Below are 15,538 nucleotides of genomic sequence, written 5' to 3' on the forward strand. Positions count from 1 at the left end.
GCTGCCGAAAGCTGCGATCTTTTGATCTACCGGGCGGAGAACCTGAACACGGTGGTCTGGGCATAGGTCTTGCCCGGATCCAGCCGCGTGGACGGGAAGCTCGGCTGGTTCGGCGAGTCCGGATAATGCTGGGTCTCCAGAGTAAAGGCACCCCAATGCGGGTAAATCTTGCCGGCCTTGCCCTTGACCGTGCCGTCGAGGAAGTTGCTGGTGTAGAACTGTACGCCAGGTTCGGTGGTGTAGAGCTGCAAGCGACGGCCGGATTGCGGATCGCTGACATCGGCGGCGAGTTTGCCCAGGTCGCCCTTGGCATCCAGCACCCAGTTGAAATCAAAACCACCTTGTTTCGGTTCGGCGAATTTCAACTGTGGGTGATCGGCCTTGATGTGTTGACCGATGGCGGTCGGTTGAGTGAAGTCCATCGGCGTGCCGGCGACCGGGGCTAGTTCACCGGTGGGGATCAGTTTGCCGGTGACTGGCGTGTAACGGGCGGCGTGCAAGGTCGCCAACTGCTTCAACACATCGCCGTTACCCGCGCCGGCCAGGTTGAAATAGCTGTGGTTGGTCAGGTTCAGCACCGTGGGCTTATCGGTGCTGGCCTTGTAGTCGATGCGCAGCTCATTGTTCTCGGTGAGGCTGTAGGTGACCTCGGTTTTCAGGTTGCCGGGGAAACCCATTTCGCCATCCGACGACAGGTACGTCAGCGTCACGCCCACCGAATCCTTGCTCTTGCTCGGTTCGGCTTTCCACACCCGCTTGTCGAAACCTTGAGCCCCGCCGTGCAGCGAATTGCTGCCGTCGTTGAGCGGCACTTGAAAGCGCTTGCCATCCAGCTCGAAGGCGCCGTTGGCCAGGCGATTGCCGAAGCGGCCGATGGTCGCGCCGAAAAACGCCGTGCCACTTTGATAACCCTGCACGTCGTCGAAACCGAGCACCACATCGTCGAGCTTGCCGTTTTTATCCGGCACTTTCAGCGACTGGAGAATCCCGCCGTAAGTAATGACCGTGGCCTGCAGGCCGTGGCTGTTGCGCAAAATGTATTGCTCGACGGGCGTGCCGTCATTGGTTTTGCCGAAGGCTTTTTGTTCGCTGGACAAGCCAGTGGCGTGAGCGGGGAGGGTGGCGATCATCAGGGACAGTCCGAGGCCGGAGAGCAGGTGTCGGGATTGAAGCATGGTTGACCTTCCTTTTTGTTGTTTTTAAGAAGTAGTCATACTAATAATCGTGATTTTACGCGATCAAGGAAGGATTTATAGCTCATTCATTAAGCATTGCAATTATAAAGTATGACTAATTTGTGAGTGCTTTCGCGATAGCCAGCGCTTACGGACCACCGGCACTGCACTTTTTCAGCTTTCACGGTTCTATCCTTGGCCAGCCCGCGGCGATCCCCACTGCCGGCCCATGCCCAAGTTCAAGAACCCATGGCTCGAGTTTTACCCCGTTTTACCCTGCACATTCGCCGTCATTGCTTGCTGCTGATTAGCCTGTCGATGCTCCTCGCCAGTGGTTGCAGCCATCAGCCGGGCAACGATGTCATCAGCCAGTTTCGCGATGGCAAACCCCAGGAACTCCTCCAGACCAGCGTCGACCGCATGGCGACCCTGACGATGCGCGACAACCTCGAAAGCCTCTACCTGCTGATGAACAAGCTCTACCTGCGCAACCCGCAGGAGCTGAAAAAATCTGGCTTCCTCGATGTCGGCACCGCAGAAAAACAGGTGCGCATGGCCATCGAACAGCAAGAGCCGCTGCCCACCCTCGGCGGCAAAAAAGACCTCGCGGCGCTGAGCTTCGCCATGAGCCCGGAATTCCTCGGTGACCGGGTCGGCGCATTCATCTATGCGATTGGCAGCATGCTGGTGACGGCCCATGGCAATCGGCTGGAGTTCTACATGACGGATGCGCTCAACCCGACCTTCGTCAGCAATGCCGCGCGCAACATCGAAAAAGCCACCTGGATCTTGAGCCAACGGCAAAACAGGCAAGGCGAGCCTTTGCTGTTCTCCAATGAAATTTCGGAGGAGGGCAGCAACCTGAGTTTTGCCGTGGAGTTCGGCAAAATCGTCGCGCGACTGGACCTGCTGACCCAGATGCTCGATGAGCGGTACCGGCGGATCGGCCTGAACTACGCCCAGAGTCTGCTGTTCCTGAATTTTTTGCCGGTGCAGTGAGATGTCGGATAAAGCGCAATTCTTGTGGGGTTGGTATTGAGTGGGGAGTCGCTGTTTCAAATCGGTGAATTGGCATAACGATAGACCGCATCGATATATGTGGTTATAAGAAAAATCGCTATGCTGCTGACCGGTTTGTTTCCTGCGAATTTCTGGGCGTATTAATGGATTTCGGTAATTTCGGGTTGGTCGTAGCGGGTCTGGTGGTCGGCTTTATTGTCGGCATGACCGGTGTTGGGGGCGGTTCGTTGATGACGCCAATCCTGCTGTGGTTCGGCGTTAACCCGGCCACGGCGGTGGGCACGGATTTGCTGTACGCGGCCATTACCAAATCCAGTGGTGTGCTGGTTCATCGCAAGAACAAGAACATCGACTGGGCGATCACCGGTTGGTTGACCCTCGGCAGCGTGCCGGCGGTAGCCCTGACGCTGTGGTTCCTGAGCACTTTGCAGACCTCGCCCGAGGCGATGAACGCCGTCATCAAACAGGCGCTGGGCTTCGTATTGTTCGCCACGGCGCTGGCGATTTTCTTCAAGAAACGCTTGCTCGATTTCGCTCACAAACGGGCGGGCGGTCACTACAACCCCAGCGGTTCCCGGTTGAATGCACTGACCGTGATCACCGGTCTGGTGCTAGGCACCATGGTGGCCCTGACCTCCATCGGCGCTGGCGCCCTGGGCACCGTTGCGCTGTTCATTCTGTATCCGCTGCTGCCCACTCGTCGCCTGGTCGGCACCGAAATCGCCCACGCGGTGCCCCTGACCCTGGTCGCCGGCCTGGGCCACGCGAGCATGGGCAATATGGATTGGCACGTCCTGGGCTTCTTGCTGGTCGGTTCGCTGCCAGGGATTTACCTGGGCAGCCATTTGACCGGGCGCATCTCCGACGAACTGCTGCGTCCGTGCCTGGCCACGATGCTGGTGCTGATCGGCTATAAACTGGCGTTCTGATCCGATACCGCTTCCCGAGTAAAAATCTCCAGCAGATGCCCGTCCGGGTCATCGAAATACACCCGCCGGCCACCGGCGTAATCGTTGATCTCGTTGGGCCGCTGCTTACCGGGGTCGGCCCACCACGGCTGCTTGATCGCCTGCAGGCGAGCGAAGGCCGCATCGAAGTCGTCGTCTCCAATCAAGAACGCATAGTGCTGGGACGCGATGGGCGGGTCGTTGTTGTAGAAATCCAGCGACACCCCGTTATCAAACTTGACCACCAGCATCGGCCCGAACGGCTCGGGATCGGGCAGGCCGAGGAGGTCGGTCAGGTAGCGTGCCGAAACCTGTTTGTCACGGCACCAGACGATGGTGTGGTTCAGCTGAGCGCTCATGGATAAACCCTCACGATGAATCAGCTATGAGATTAGCTCAGGCTGTTGCGCAATGACCGCCCTGACCTAAGCTTGGGCAAGGCGGAACACAATCGCGGTGCATCGCCCGGAACGATCACCGCGATGCGCAATCATTAGAGCGTGGATATCAAAAGGAGATGCGCATGCTCATCAGGTCTTTGACCCTGGCTACCCTGTTGGCTTTCGTCGGTCCTTCATTTGCCGCCGATGACGATTCCCCTCTGGTTAAAGACGTGGGCCGGGCTCGTCCCCTGATAGTCATCGCGCCCAGTTCGGTGGACCCGGTTTGGCTCAACCTGAAAAAGTCACTGGACGACTCTGCCAACCACAAGGGTTTCACCGATCGAAACATGGTGCTGTACACCGTGATCAATACGATGGGCCAACGGGACGGCAAAGACCTCGACCCGCAATCGACGATGGCGTTGATCCGCTCACTCAAGCTGGGCGCCGGGGCGAAGAGCAAAATCATCCTGATCGGCAAGGATGGCGAAAAGAAGCTTGAGCAGTCGGATGCGGTCGAGTTGAAAGAGATATTCAACACCGTCGACCAGCTGCCGACGGCCGAGAAGGAAGCAACAGTACCGGTGCCAGCGCCGGTGGCTGAAGTCGCACCGGTCAAAGGTGCTAAAGGCACCAAAGGCAAACCGGCGAAGCCTGCCAAACCAGCTGAGCAGCCGGATGATTGAATTGAGCTCAGTAGTGGTGAGAAGGCTTACCCCAATGGGCGACCCGACAGGTCGCCCATTTTGTTTGCCAACGGAAATCCGAAACTTGGTGACCCATTGTGGCGAGGGAGCTTGCTCCCGTTCGGCTGCGCAGCAGTCGTAAACCCTGCACCCTAGGCCTATCTGATGTACCGCGGTGACTGGTTTGGGGCCGCTGCGCAGCCCAGCGGGAGCAAGCTCCCTCGCCACAGGTTCTGTGCCAATCCGGCCAATGATTTCCAGGCTCGGCAGCTGCTACGGAATTGGGGCGTCCTAGGACGTTAAGTCTGCGCCTTCGTTTGCGTCGGACATTTCCTGCAAGACGTAGCGCATTCCATGAACTATCGCCCCGTCGACTGCCCGGATAACCTTCTTCTGCCGCTGCAAAATCAGTGGTCGGATGTGGAAGTCCGTGGTCAGAGATACTTACCAACGCTTGTAAAGCGCATGGCGACATTTTTTATGTCAACATTGCCGCGTTATGGCGGCTGTGCGCGGGAGCACCTTCGGGTGCGCCGGGTTTTGGTGAGTTTCCCTGGTCTTCCACACCTGCGTACAGCTGCCACCCTCATGTGGAAGTGAGATGGGTAGCTCCCCCTGAAACTCAACAGAGTACTTCCCATATGAAGAAACAAACGCCTAACCCTCCCGAAACCCAAGCCGATGATGATTCCCTAGATCCCGTCGAACTTTCCGAAGTGACCGAACCCGCCATCAGCGCTCGCTTACGTAACCCCAGGCGCGCCGACCCGATCAGCCACATCTTCACCATCGTCCCCGGTGTCCACACAGAAACCCTGCTAAGCCACGCCTGCGAAACCCTCGCGTCCCTGAATGTCCTGATCACCGATCTGGCCTGCAAGCTGGAAAGCTCCAACCGCAACGTGGCGCTGACGATTCAGCAGTTGGCGGTAGTCGCCGAATTGTTGGTGAACCGCGCACTGGACACTATCGATCCGCCCGAAGGCGCAACTGCAGTTCAGCCAGGCACTCAACATTGATCAGGGAGGTTCAGTTATGGCTCGATACATGCCGATAACGGGCATCGACTGCAAAATCCCGTCGTTGCTGATTGATACCGAAGCACCTGTGGATGTGTTGCATGACACGGCGGCCTACCGCATCAGAAGCGTGACTCAACTACTGGAAACCCTCTCCATCGGCGAGGGGATCAGCCGCGATGCATTGCTGTTGCAGGACTTCGCGCGGGTGCTGGCGATTCCGCTGCGCGACGGCTGTGATTTGATGGATGTGATCGGGCGACGATTGCAGGCACAGATTTAAATGCAGTAACGAAAATGGGCGACCTCAACAGGTCGCCCATTTTGTTTACCAACGGAAATCTGAAACTTGGTGATCCATTGTGGCGAGGGAGCTTGCTCCCGTTCGGCTGCGTAGCAGTCGTAAACCCTGCACCCTAGGCCTATCTGATGTACCGCGGTGACTGGTTTGGGGCCGCTGCGCAGCCCAGCGGGAGCAAGCTCCCTCGCCACAGGTTCTGTGCCAATCCGGCCAATGATTTCCAGGCTCGGCAGCTGCTACGGGGCGTCGCCCTCGGCTATTTGGTCAGCGCACTCAGAATCTGGTAGGCGATTTTGATCCGCTCCGGGTTCGGGTAGTTTTTGTTGGCCAGGATCACGATGCCGATGTCCTTCGCCGGGATAAAAGCGACGTAGGCGCCAAAGCCGCCGGTTGAGCCGGTTTTGTTGATCAGCACGGTGTCGCGTTGAGGTTGTGGCGGGGTCAGCCACCGGACTTCATGGGCCTCAAATGCCATCTGCGACGAGTTGCCGGCCAGTAGGGTGTCGAGCGTCACCGGGTAGTTGTAGAGCTCCCATCCCAACCCTTGAGTCATCTCGCCAACCCGGTAATAACCGGTGTGAGTGCTGGCGATGGCTTGCTGCAAAGGCTTTTCCAGCGACGCGGGATTCATGTTCGCCTCGACATAGCGAAGCAGGTCCGCGGCGCTGGTTTTCACGCCGTACGCTTCGGAATCCAGCGCACCCGGCTCGACCCGCACAGGCTTGTCATCCTTGCTGTAACCCTGGGCGTAAAGCGCCATCTGATCCTGCGGCACCTTGAGGTAGCTGTGCTTGAGGCCGAGTTTCGGCAGCAAGGTTTTCTCCATCAGCTCATCGAACGGCGCCCCCATGCTCTGGGCTGCCAGATAACCGAACAGCCCGAGGCTGGGGTTTGAATACTGGCGATGAGTGCCGGCGGCGTAGGTCGGTTTCCACTGCTTGAAATAGCCGAGCATCTTGTCCTGACGGTCTGCTTCGCCAGGGAATTGCAGGGGCAGGCCGCCGGCGGTGTAGGTGCCGAGTTGCAGCACGCTGATGTTATCGAACGCGCTGCCGCGCAAGGCCGGGAGTACCTGGCTGGCGTTGTCCGACAAGGACAGTTTGCCGCTCGCCTGGGCATAGGCGGCGAGGGTGGCGGTGAAGGTTTTGCTCACCGAACCGATCTCGAACAGGGTGTTTTCGGTGACGGCTTTACCGTTTTCTTTCGAGGCCACGCCGTAGTTAAAGTAATGCGGCTGACCATGGACGGTGATTGCGATCGCGAGGCCGGGGATCTTCTGTTGCTGCATCACCGGTTCGATGGCGGCTTTAACGATGGTTTCGATGCGCTCGTCAGCAAAGCTGTGGCTGGCACCGAGGAGAAGTGCGAAAGCGCTGTAGGATATGAGTTTCTTCTGATTTTTTTTACGCATGATTGAGACGCTGTCCATGATTGTTCGTGGTGTTAACCGCTACACTCCGAGCGGTTTTTCAAGGCGGTCCGCTGTTGGGCGAGCCAAATCTAGGCAGTTTGGCGAAGACCGGCAAACGACGATATTTCGGATGAGCCATTAGAAAATTTTGGGGGCTGGCATGATTCGACCTCATTTGCCGCTGAATGCGTTGCGTGCTTTCGAGGCTTCGGCGCGCCATTTGAGTTTCACCCGGGCGGCCGTGGAGTTGTGCGTCACGCAGGCGGCGGTGAGCCATCAGGTCAAAAGTCTTGAAGCCCAGCTTAACGTGACTTTGTTCAAACGCCTGCCCCGCGGCCTGATGCTGACCAGCGAAGGTGAAACCCTGCTGCCGGTATTGCGCGAATCCTTCGACCGGATTGCCGAAACCCTGGAGCGTTTCGAGGGTGGGCATTTTCGTGAAGTGTTGACGGTGGGCGCCGTGGGGACGTTCGCGGTCGGTTGGCTGTTGCCGCGATTGGCGGATTTTCAGAAGAAACATCCGTACATAGATTTGCGCCTGTCGACCAATAACAACCGGGTGGATGTGGCCGCTGAAGGCCTGGATTACGCCATCCGCTTTGGCGCGGGGGCGTGGCATGGGATTGAAGCGGTGCGGTTGATCGAGGCACCACTGTCGGTGCTCTGTGTGCCGGAGATCGCCCGGCAATTGCAGGCGCCAGAGGATCTGTTGCAGCAAACGCTGTTGCGCTCCTATCGCACGGATGAGTGGCCGGAGTGGTTTCAGGCGACCGGTCTTTCGGCCCATGCCGTGCTGCCCCGGAGCATCGTCTTCGATTCCTCGCTGGCGATGATGGAGGCTGCGTTGCAAGGTGCAGGTGTGGCATTGGCGCCACCGCTGATGTTTGCCCGGCAACTGGCGGCGGGTGCAATCGAGCAACCGTTCGCCATCGGGATCACCACCGGCAGCTACTGGCTGACCCGCTTGCAGTCGCGTCCCGAAACGTCGGCGATGGCTGCGTTCCGGGGCTGGCTGCTGCAAACGGCCCAGATGAAATAGTGGAAACACCACTCCTTGTGGGAGCGGTGTTTCCAGAGGTTTAGCGCACCAGGCACGGCCGCTTGTTATCGAACTTCCATCCCGGAATCAGAAACTGCATCGCCACGCTGTCATCCCGCGCGCCGAGCCCCATGCCTTGGTACAGCTCATGGGCCTTGGCCAGTTGATCCATGTCCAGCTCAACCCCCAGGCCAGGTTTTTTCGGTACTTTCACGCAGCCGTCGACGATTTGCAGCGGTAACTGGGTCAGGCGCTGGCCGTCCTGCCAGATCCAGTGGGTGTCGATGGCTGTGATCTCGCCCGGCGCGGCGGCCGCGACGTGGGTGAACATGGCCAGGGAAATATCGAAGTGGTTGTTGGAATGCGAGCCCCAGGTCAGGCCCCACTCGTGACACATCTGCGCCACCCGCACCGAGCCCTGCATGGTCCAGAAGTGCGGGTCGGCCAAAGGAATGTCCACCGACTGTAGCTGGATCGCGTGGCCCATTTCTCGCCAGTCGGTGGCGATCATGTTGGTCGCGGTTTTCAGGCCCGTGGCACGACGAAATTCAGCCATGACTTCGCGGCCCGAGTAACCGTTTTCCGCCCCGCAAGGGTCTTCGGCATAAGCCAGAACATGATGCTGATCCCGGCACAGGCGGATCGCTTCCTTGAGCGACCAGGCGCCATTCGGATCGAGGGTAATGCGCGCATCGGGAAAGCGCTCGGCGAGGGCCGTGACCGCTTCGATTTCCTCGTCGCCGCTCAACACGCCGCCCTTGAGTTTGAAGTCCTTGAAGCCATAGCGGGCGTGAGCGGCGACCGCCAGGCGCACCACGGCGTCGGCGCTCATGGCTTTTTCGTGACGTACGCGGAACCAGTCATTGTCGGCATCCGGTTCATCGCGATAAGCCAGATCGGTTTCGTTGCGATCACCGACGTAAAACAGGTAGCCGAGCATCTTCACTTCATCGCGTTGCTGGCCTTCGCCGAGCAGTGCGGCCACCGGCACGTCCAGGTGCTGGCCAAGCAAGTCGAGCAGGGCCGCTTCCAGGCCGGTGACCGCGTGAATGGTGATGCGCAGGTCGAACGTCTGTAAACCGCGACCGCCGGCATCGCGATCGGCGAAGGTCTGGCGCACTTGATTGAGGATCTTCTGGTAGGTGCCGATCGGGCTGCCGACCACCAGTGCGCGCGCGTCTTCCAGGGTCTGGCGAATGCGCTCGCCACCGGGTACTTCGCCGACGCCGGTGTGACCGGCGTTGTCCTTGAGGATCACGATATTGCGGGTGAAGAACGGGCCATGGGCGCCGCTCAGGTTGAGCAGCATGCCATCGTGGCCGGCCACCGGCACAACCTGCATGCTGGTGATGATCGGGGCTTTTGCGGCTTCTTGTGGGTTCATTTTTTTGTCCTTTCAACCAATATTCAAGCGTGATTCGGCGCTGGTTTGCCCAGTGCAACGGCCGGTGCGGGTTTCGGTTTATTGCGCGCGGCGAAGACGATGATCGCGGCGATGATCGAGGTGGCGGCCAGGCCGTAGAGCCCGCCCTGGATTGAACCGGTGTGCTCTTCCAGCAAACCGAAGGTGGTCGGCGCCACGAAGCCGCCGAGGTTGCCCACCGAGTTGATCAGCGCGATCACGCCGGCAGCGATCCGCGCATCCAGGTACGCCTGGGGAATCGGCCAGAACAGCGACGAAGCCGATTTGAAACCCAATGCGGCGAAGCAGATCGCAACGAAGGCGAAGATCGGCCCGCCGGTGGTGGACATGAACATTCCCGCCGCAGCGATCAGCAGGGCCGTGGCGACCCAGGCTTGCTGGTGCTTCCATTTGCCAGACAGCGAGGCAAAGGCGTACATGCCGACGATCGACAGCAACCACGGAATCGAGTTGAACAAGCCGACCTGGATGTCGCTCAGGTCGCCCATTTTCTTGATGATGCTCGGTAGCCAGAAGGTCGCGGCATAGATGGTCAATTGAATGAAGAAGTAGATCAGGCAGAACAGGATGATCTGGCGGTCCTTGAGCAGTGTGCCCAGCGACGGTTTGATCGGCGTCGCGGCTTCGCGGGCCAGTTGTTCGTCATCGATGGCTTTGACCAGCGCGTCCTGTTCAGCCAGGGTCAGCCATTTGGCGTCGTGGGGTTTGGAGTCCAGCCAGCACCAGACGAACACGCACAACCCGACCGAGAACATGCCCTCGATGAAGTACATCCACTGCCAGCCGTGCATGCCCCAACCGTTGATTTGCAGCAGCAGCCCCGACAGCGGGCCGGAGATCAGCGAAGCAATCGCCGAGCCGCTGAGGAAGATCGCAATCGCCTTGCCGCGTTCCACACCGGGCAACCAGCGGGTGAAGTAATAGATCACCCCGGGAAAGAACCCGGCTTCAGCCACGCCGAGCAGAAAACGCAGGATGTAGAAGTGGGTTTCGTTCTGGATGAACGCCATGCAGGCGGCCACCAGGCCCCAAGTCAGCATGATGCGGGTCAGCCAGATTCGCGCGCCGACTTTTTGCAGGAGGATGTTGGAGGGCACTTCGAACAGCGCGTACCCGATGAAGAACAGACCGGCCCCGAGGCCGTAGGCGGCAGAGCCAATCCCCAAGTCATGTTCCATGTGGGCGCGGACGAAGCCGATGTTCACCCGGTCGATGTAGTTGACGATGAACATGATCACGAACAGCGGCAGGACGTGGCGTTTCACTTTTGAGATGGCGGACTTCAGGACCGAATCGGCGCCATCGTTCATCCCGGATATGGATGTATTCACTTCGTTTTCTCCCACTCGTTATTTTTATGCGGGGTGTGGCTGGGCGTAGCGTTGTTGATAGACATCATACAACTGGTTTTTTTGATTCGACAAGCACTGTACTCCAATAAAATGGCTATTTATCGGATGGTTTCTATGCTTTTTTGGGTCGGGCGTGGGGTTGTGATGGTGTTCGAATGGTGAATTTGTTGAGTGTTGTCATACAAGTTTGAGGCTGTTTTCTGGGGATTCCAATCGATTCCGGTGCTACGATCCGGATAGCCCTGCCTTACGGATAATCACCATGCAAGAAGACATCGACGCACCCGCCCGCAAGCGCGCTCACAACCTGGCCCATGATCTGGTGGCCAAGCTGACCCAGAGCATTTTGCTCGGCCAGATGCTGCCGGGGGACAAGCTGCCGTCGGAGAACTCGATTGTTCAGGAGCATGGGGTCAGCCGTACGGTGGTGCGCGAGGCGATTTCGAAATTGCAGGCTTCAGGGCTGGTGGAAACCCGTCACGGTATCGGCACCTTTGTCATCGAGCGCGCACCGGAGCAGGGGTTGCGGCTGAATGTCGATACCGCGCTGGGGGTGCGCAGCATTCTGGAGTTGCGCATGGGCCTGGAAACCCAGGCCGCCGCGCTGGCGGCGGTGCGTCGTACCGATCAGCAATTGGCGCAGATGCGTGAAGCGCTGGATGACTATCAAAGTTTGCTGGCCAACAATGACAGCTGCGTCGAGGCCGACAAACGTTTCCACCTGCTGATCGCCGAAGCCACCGGCAATGTATGCTTCACAGAGATCATGCAGCACTTGGGCAATGCGATGATTCCCCGCACCCGCGTCAATGCCGCCGAGCGCGGGTCAGCGGACTTGAGCAAGCTGGGGCAGCTCGCCAACCTCGAACACGAGGCGATTCTCAACGCCATCAAGCGCCAGGATCCGGATGCTGCGCGGGCAGCCATGTGGTTGCACCTGACCAACAGCCGCGACCGCTTTTCGGCGGGCGGCAGCTGATTCGTCAGTGCGTAGGAGCGAGCAGTGCGGCGATCCGACTTGTCCGCGAAGAATACACCGCGTTTTTTCAGGTATTACGCGTCATCGTTCTTCGCGGGCAAGCCTCGCTCCTACAGGGGCGCTATATCGCGCATCAGCAATCCATAACGCAAATCCACCGCATCCGGAATCGGCAAATACACCGTGTGCCCATCCCCAGGCGCCACTTCAATCACCTCGCCCCTGAGGTTCTGCAGTTGATGCAGGTCGAAGTGGAAGTTGCCCTTGGGCGTCATCAGTTCCATGTGATCGCCCAGGCCAAAACGATTCTTCACCCGTACCTCGGCCAGCCGGTCGCGGCGTTCACCGGTCAACTCCCCAACGAACTGTTGGCGCTCTGAAACCGAGCTGCCGTTCTGGTAGTTCTGGTATTCGTCATGCACGTGCCGGCGCAGAAAACCTTCGGTGTAGCCGCGCTGAGCGAGGGACTCCAGATCAGTCATCAAGCTGCGATCGAACACTCGGCCAGCCACCGCATCATCAATCGCGCGGCGGTAAACCTGGGTGGTGCGCGCGCAATAGAAATGCGATTTGGTCCGGCCTTCGATTTTCAGTGAGTGCACACCCATCTGCGTCAGGCGCTCGACGTGCTGGACGGCGCGCAGGTCCTTGGCGTTCATGATGTAGGTGCCGTGTTCATCCTCGAACGCCGGCATCAGTTCGCCGGGGCGATTGGCTTCTTGCAACAGGAACACCTGATCGGTCGGCGTGCCGAGGCCCAGGGTCGGTTCGGGAGAGTAGTGCTGGACGATTTCGCCGAGCTGATTTTCGCTGGCCGGTGTCGCCGAGTATTTCCATCGACAGGCATTGGTGCAGCTGCCCTGATTGGCGTCACGCTTGTTCATGTAGCCCGACAACAGGCAGCGCCCGGAATAGGCCATGCACAATGCGCCGTGCACAAACACTTCCAGCTCCATCGCCGGAACGTGCTGGCGGATTTCGGCGATTTCTTCCAGCGACAGTTCGCGGGACAGGATGATCCGGCTCAAGCCCTGTTGCTGCCAGAACTCGACGCTGGCCCAGTTCACCGTGTTGGCTTGCACCGACAGGTGGATCGGCATCTGCGGGAAGTGCCGGCGCACCAGCATGATCAGGCCGGGATCGGACATGATCAGAGCGTCCGGCGCCATGCCGATCACCGGTTCCAGATCCTTGAGGAACGTTTTCAGCTTGGCGTTGTGCGGGGCGATATTGACCACCACATAAAAACGCTTGCCCTGAGCCTGGGCCTCGGCGATGCCGAGCGCGAGGTTGGCGTGATCGAATTCGTTATTGCGCACTCGCAGGCTGTAGCGCGGTTGGCCGGCGTATACCGCATCGGCACCGTAGGCGAAGGCATAACGCATGTTTTTCAGGGTGCCGGCAGGGGCGAGCAGTTCCGGGGGGATGAGTGGCATGGCGCAAGTCATGGCAGTGTCGATCGCAAAAGCCGGCAAGGGTAAGCGGCCTGCACGCGGGGTTTATTGATCTGGATCTATGCTTGACCAACAAACAGATGGCACTCGCGCCAACCGTGGCGGACTAAACATAAGGACGCGAATTTTCGCTTCTGCGCATTGGCATGGACCGGACATGAACGAAACGAAGCTCCAGAACACTTCGCTGATGGTCTTGCTGGCTGTGGTGACCGTTGCCTTCGTCTGGATTCTGCTGCCGTTCTACGGTGCGGTGTTCTGGGCGGCCATCCTCGGCATTCTGTTTGCGCCCTTGCAGCATCAGTTGCAGCTGAGATTCGGTTGGTCACGCAACCTGACGGCCCTGTGCACCTTGAGTCTATGTGTGCTGATTGCGATCCTGCCGGTAATCATCATCAGTACCTTGCTGGTTCAGGAGGGCGCGGCGCTTTATGGCCGAATCGAAAGCGGCGAACTGGACATTGCCGGGCATGTGTCGCAGTTCAAACACAGCTTACCGCCGTACTTTCAGCACTTGCTCGATCGTTTCGGCATGGGTGAACTGAGTGGGCTTCGCGAGAAAATCATCAAGAGCATGATGCAAGGCAGTCAGTTTCTGGCGTCCCAGGCGTTCAGTTTTGGCCAGGGGACGTTCGATTTCGTGGTGGGTTTTTTCATCATGCTGTATCTGCTGTTTTTCTTTCTGCGGGACGGGTCTGAACTGGCGCGCAAAGTGCGCGCGGCGATACCGCTGGAAGATAACCAGAAGCGTCGCTTGCAACTCAAATTCAATCGGGTGGTGCGGGCCACGGTGAAGGGCAGTTTGCTGGTGTCGATCACGCAAGGGGCGTTGGGCGGGTTGATTTTCTGGTTTCTGGATATCCCGAGCGTGCTGCTCTGGGCGGTGTTGATGGCATTCCTGTCGCTGTTGCCGGCGGTGGGGGCGGGTATCGTCTGGGTGCCGGTGGCGGCGTATTTCCTGCTCAGCGGTGCGATTTGGCAGGGCACGGTGCTCGCGTTGTTCGGGGTGTTCGTGATCGGGTTGGTGGACAATATCCTGCGACCGATTCTGGTGGGCAAGGACACCAAAATGCCTGACTACCTGATTCTCATCTCGACCCTGGGTGGCCTGGCGATTTTCGGCCTGAACGGTTTTGTCATCGGCCCGTTGATTGCCGCGTTGTTTATGTCGAGCTGGGCGATTTTCGTCGATACCAAACAGCGGGTTCAGCTGCCTTAAGCGTTGAGCTGGCCTGAGCCGATACGTTGCGACAGGGCTTGGGCGTCGGGAAGCGAAGTGAGCGGGCCGCTGATCGGTTCGCCGTCCTGTACGAGATACCAGCAGGCAAGCAATCCCAGTGCTCTGAGCGGTGCGGGAACGGCGCTGCCGATAACGGACATAATCTGAACCTGAGCCATAAGTACCTCCATCAATCTGTGGGGTTACCTTACGGATCGGACGCTTGAGTGGAAAATCAACGCTTTCGATAGTCGTCATTGATGCCAGTGAGTGTTGGCGATCAGTCCACGACTTGATCGAGCATATGCACGACTTCCTGTTCATTGAGCAGGCCTTTGCGCACCAGGTTTTCCGCCAGCAGCGAGAGAAACTTGGCGCTGCGATGGCCTTCCAGGTGCTTGAGCTCGGTCAGTGCGTTGTACACCTTGCTGGATGTGCACAAGCCGACAATGCGGTGCGGGTTTTGTGTGGGCATGAGGTCGTCCTTGTTTTTATCAACCTGTTGTTTATGGACAGATCAAGCTTGCGGGCCTGTCATGACATAAATATGACCGACTTTACCTGCCGGTACTGTCCCGACAGCGACCTTGACGAGATTTATTCAGACTCCGTTCGCCTTGCGGCCACAAAAAAGGCCCCGCTGTTGAGGCGGGGCCTGATGAGTCTGTTACCAGCGGTCGTCACGGTAATAACCATGGGGATGGCCATAGTAGCCGCGCGGTGGGCCATAGTAGCCGCGTGGTGGACCGTAATAAATCGGTGCCGGGCGGTAGTACATCGGTTGTTGGACATAGACCGGCGCCGGTTGGTAGTAAACGGGCGGTGGCTGTACGTAAACCGGTTGAGGCTGAGCGTAAACCGGTTGCTCTACATACACCGGCCGGTCGCGGCCGATAATTGCCGAGCCGATGATTGCCGAGCCGACGATCGCACCAAACACAGCCGGACCTTCCCAGCCACGACCACCTGCTTCTGCCTGCCCTGCGATAGCGAGAGCACCGATCAGCAAGGCTACTGTGGGGATTTTACGGATCATGATAAGTCCTCGGTTCTTCGACCCGGCGCTTGGGTCTGCAATAGACACAAGTTGTCGCGGGGATACTTCTAAGACAGCAATTTTTTGAAAATCA

Annotated in this window: 17 protein-coding genes; 8 read left to right on the top strand and 9 right to left on the bottom strand. The window is 58.6% G+C overall.

The genetic code is table 11. The annotated features are described in order from the left end of the window. Nucleotides 1-26: 26 nt before the first annotated feature. Nucleotides 27-1,175 (bottom strand): aldose epimerase family protein, encoded by a 1,149-nt coding sequence (locus ACEN8R_RS05410; RefSeq protein ID WP_018925396.1) that lies wholly within the window; start codon nt 1,173-1,175, stop codon nt 27-29. A gap of 249 nt (nt 1,176-1,424) precedes the next feature. Here ACEN8R_RS05410 and ACEN8R_RS05415 point away from each other — a divergent pair, with 249 nt between their 5' ends. Together ACEN8R_RS05415 and ACEN8R_RS05420 are read left to right on the top strand one after the other, a co-directional pair. Next, nucleotides 1,425-2,174 carry a hypothetical protein gene (locus ACEN8R_RS05415; protein ID WP_018925397.1) on the top strand — a complete coding sequence of 250 codons (750 nt, stop codon included), beginning with the start codon at nt 1,425-1,427 and terminating at the stop codon, nt 2,172-2,174. Between the two features lie 164 nt (nt 2,175-2,338). Then, the gene (locus ACEN8R_RS05420) at nt 2,339-3,124 is read left to right on the top strand and encodes a sulfite exporter TauE/SafE family protein (protein ID WP_018925398.1); all 786 of its coding nucleotides are present in this window, start codon (nt 2,339-2,341) and stop codon (nt 3,122-3,124) included. Here ACEN8R_RS05420 and ACEN8R_RS05425 read toward each other — a convergent pair. Continuing rightward, complete coding sequence (locus ACEN8R_RS05425) at nt 3,106-3,501, bottom strand: VOC family protein (RefSeq protein ID WP_007939410.1); 396 nt, start codon at nt 3,499-3,501, stop codon at nt 3,106-3,108. The genes ACEN8R_RS05420 and ACEN8R_RS05425 overlap by 19 nt on opposite strands. A gap of 164 nt (nt 3,502-3,665) precedes the next feature. Between ACEN8R_RS05425 and ACEN8R_RS05430 the strand changes: the two genes are divergently transcribed. The 3 genes from ACEN8R_RS05430 to ACEN8R_RS05440 all read left to right on the top strand — a co-directional run bounded on the left by ACEN8R_RS05430 (nt 3,666) and on the right by ACEN8R_RS05440 (nt 5,513). After that, on the top strand, nt 3,666-4,211 hold the full coding sequence (locus ACEN8R_RS05430) for a DUF4174 domain-containing protein (protein ID WP_018925399.1): 546 nt from the start codon (nt 3,666-3,668) through the stop codon (nt 4,209-4,211). 641 nt (nt 4,212-4,852) lie between these two features. Further along, the gene (locus ACEN8R_RS05435; protein ID WP_018930331.1) at nt 4,853-5,230 is read left to right on the top strand and encodes a DUF6124 family protein; all 378 of its coding nucleotides are present in this window, start codon (nt 4,853-4,855) and stop codon (nt 5,228-5,230) included. Between the two features lie 16 nt (nt 5,231-5,246). Continuing rightward, complete coding sequence (locus ACEN8R_RS05440) at nt 5,247-5,513, top strand: hypothetical protein (protein ID WP_007941174.1); 267 nt, start codon at nt 5,247-5,249, stop codon at nt 5,511-5,513. A gap of 274 nt (nt 5,514-5,787) precedes the next feature. Here the strand turns inward: ACEN8R_RS05440 and ampC are convergent, their stop codons facing one another. After that, the gene (gene ampC / locus ACEN8R_RS05445) at nt 5,788-6,942 is read right to left on the bottom strand and encodes a class C beta-lactamase (RefSeq protein ID WP_280630357.1); all 1,155 of its coding nucleotides are present in this window, start codon (nt 6,940-6,942) and stop codon (nt 5,788-5,790) included. A 160-nt stretch (nt 6,943-7,102) separates the two neighbouring features. Between ampC and ACEN8R_RS05450 the strand changes: the two genes are divergently transcribed. Then, nucleotides 7,103-7,981, top strand: coding sequence for a LysR family transcriptional regulator (locus ACEN8R_RS05450; RefSeq protein WP_018925401.1), 879 nt, complete (start codon nt 7,103-7,105; stop codon nt 7,979-7,981). A gap of 40 nt (nt 7,982-8,021) precedes the next feature. On the opposite strand, the gene gudD is transcribed toward ACEN8R_RS05450, so the two are convergent. Together gudD and ACEN8R_RS05460 are read right to left on the bottom strand one after the other, a co-directional pair. Next, entirely contained in the window at nt 8,022-9,365 is a 1,344-nt protein-coding gene (gene gudD, locus ACEN8R_RS05455) for a glucarate dehydratase (RefSeq protein ID WP_495624611.1), read from the bottom strand. 23 nt (nt 9,366-9,388) lie between these two features. After that, a complete protein-coding gene (locus tag ACEN8R_RS05460) occupies nt 9,389-10,735 on the bottom strand; it encodes an MFS transporter (protein ID WP_495624612.1) in 1,347 nt (448 codons plus the stop codon). A 283-nt stretch (nt 10,736-11,018) separates the two neighbouring features. On the opposite strand from ACEN8R_RS05460, the gene ACEN8R_RS05465 reads away from it, so the two are divergent. After that, the gene (locus tag ACEN8R_RS05465) at nt 11,019-11,735 is read left to right on the top strand and encodes a FadR/GntR family transcriptional regulator (protein WP_007940425.1); all 717 of its coding nucleotides are present in this window, start codon (nt 11,019-11,021) and stop codon (nt 11,733-11,735) included. A 110-nt stretch (nt 11,736-11,845) separates the two neighbouring features. Here ACEN8R_RS05465 and trhP read toward each other — a convergent pair whose 3' ends face one another. Beyond that, a complete protein-coding gene (trhP, locus tag ACEN8R_RS05470; RefSeq protein ID WP_018925404.1) occupies nt 11,846-13,171 on the bottom strand; it encodes a prephenate-dependent tRNA uridine(34) hydroxylase TrhP in 1,326 nt (441 codons plus the stop codon). Nucleotides 13,172-13,346: 175 nt separating this feature from the next. Between trhP and ACEN8R_RS05475 the strand changes: the two genes are divergently transcribed. Next, on the top strand, nt 13,347-14,408 hold the full coding sequence (locus tag ACEN8R_RS05475) for an AI-2E family transporter (RefSeq protein ID WP_018925405.1): 1,062 nt from the start codon (nt 13,347-13,349) through the stop codon (nt 14,406-14,408). Here ACEN8R_RS05475 and ACEN8R_RS05480 read toward each other — a convergent pair. From ACEN8R_RS05480 to ACEN8R_RS05490, 3 genes are all read right to left on the bottom strand, one after another. Beyond that, nucleotides 14,405-14,587: a hypothetical protein gene (locus ACEN8R_RS05480; protein WP_018925406.1), complete on the bottom strand. Its 183-nt coding sequence runs from the start codon at nt 14,585-14,587 to the stop codon at nt 14,405-14,407. The two genes, ACEN8R_RS05475 and ACEN8R_RS05480, sit on opposite strands and share 4 nt — an antisense overlap. Nucleotides 14,588-14,688: 101 nt before the next feature. Next, a complete protein-coding gene (locus tag ACEN8R_RS05485; RefSeq protein WP_018925407.1) occupies nt 14,689-14,883 on the bottom strand; it encodes a hypothetical protein in 195 nt (64 codons plus the stop codon). Between the two features lie 192 nt (nt 14,884-15,075). Next, nucleotides 15,076-15,444 carry a hypothetical protein gene (locus ACEN8R_RS05490; RefSeq protein WP_018925408.1) on the bottom strand — a complete coding sequence of 123 codons (369 nt, stop codon included), beginning with the start codon at nt 15,442-15,444 and terminating at the stop codon, nt 15,076-15,078. Nucleotides 15,445-15,538 lie beyond the last annotated feature (94 nt).

Source organism: Pseudomonas sp. Pseusp15, from assembly GCF_059492165.1.

Bases quoted from the DNA above. Each gene is read 5' to 3' on its own strand.
- ACEN8R_RS05415 (WP_018925397.1), top strand. From the start codon at position 1,425: ATGGCTCGAGTTTTACCCCGTTTTACCCTGCACATTCGCCGTCATTGC.
- ACEN8R_RS05490 (WP_018925408.1), bottom strand. From the start codon at position 15,444: ATGATCCGTAAAATCCCCACAGTAGCCTTGCTGATCGGTGCTCTCGCT.
- ACEN8R_RS05440 (WP_007941174.1), top strand. From the start codon at position 5,247: ATGGCTCGATACATGCCGATAACGGGCATCGACTGCAAAATCCCGTCG.
- ACEN8R_RS05485 (WP_018925407.1), bottom strand. From the start codon at position 14,883: ATGCCCACACAAAACCCGCACCGCATTGTCGGCTTGTGCACATCCAGC.
- ACEN8R_RS05410 (WP_018925396.1), bottom strand. From the start codon at position 1,175: ATGCTTCAATCCCGACACCTGCTCTCCGGCCTCGGACTGTCCCTGATG.
- ACEN8R_RS05465 (WP_007940425.1), top strand. From the start codon at position 11,019: ATGCAAGAAGACATCGACGCACCCGCCCGCAAGCGCGCTCACAACCTG.
- ACEN8R_RS05425 (WP_007939410.1), bottom strand. From the start codon at position 3,501: ATGAGCGCTCAGCTGAACCACACCATCGTCTGGTGCCGTGACAAACAG.
- ACEN8R_RS05435 (WP_018930331.1), top strand. From the start codon at position 4,853: ATGAAGAAACAAACGCCTAACCCTCCCGAAACCCAAGCCGATGATGAT.
- ACEN8R_RS05480 (WP_018925406.1), bottom strand. From the start codon at position 14,587: ATGGCTCAGGTTCAGATTATGTCCGTTATCGGCAGCGCCGTTCCCGCA.
- ampC (WP_280630357.1), bottom strand. From the start codon at position 6,942: ATGCGTAAAAAAAATCAGAAGAAACTCATATCCTACAGCGCTTTCGCA.
- ACEN8R_RS05450 (WP_018925401.1), top strand. From the start codon at position 7,103: ATGATTCGACCTCATTTGCCGCTGAATGCGTTGCGTGCTTTCGAGGCT.
- trhP (WP_018925404.1), bottom strand. From the start codon at position 13,171: ATGCCACTCATCCCCCCGGAACTGCTCGCCCCTGCCGGCACCCTGAAA.
- ACEN8R_RS05420 (WP_018925398.1), top strand. From the start codon at position 2,339: ATGGATTTCGGTAATTTCGGGTTGGTCGTAGCGGGTCTGGTGGTCGGC.
- gudD (WP_495624611.1), bottom strand. From the start codon at position 9,365: ATGAACCCACAAGAAGCCGCAAAAGCCCCGATCATCACCAGCATGCAG.
- ACEN8R_RS05475 (WP_018925405.1), top strand. From the start codon at position 13,347: ATGAACGAAACGAAGCTCCAGAACACTTCGCTGATGGTCTTGCTGGCT.
- ACEN8R_RS05430 (WP_018925399.1), top strand. From the start codon at position 3,666: ATGCTCATCAGGTCTTTGACCCTGGCTACCCTGTTGGCTTTCGTCGGT.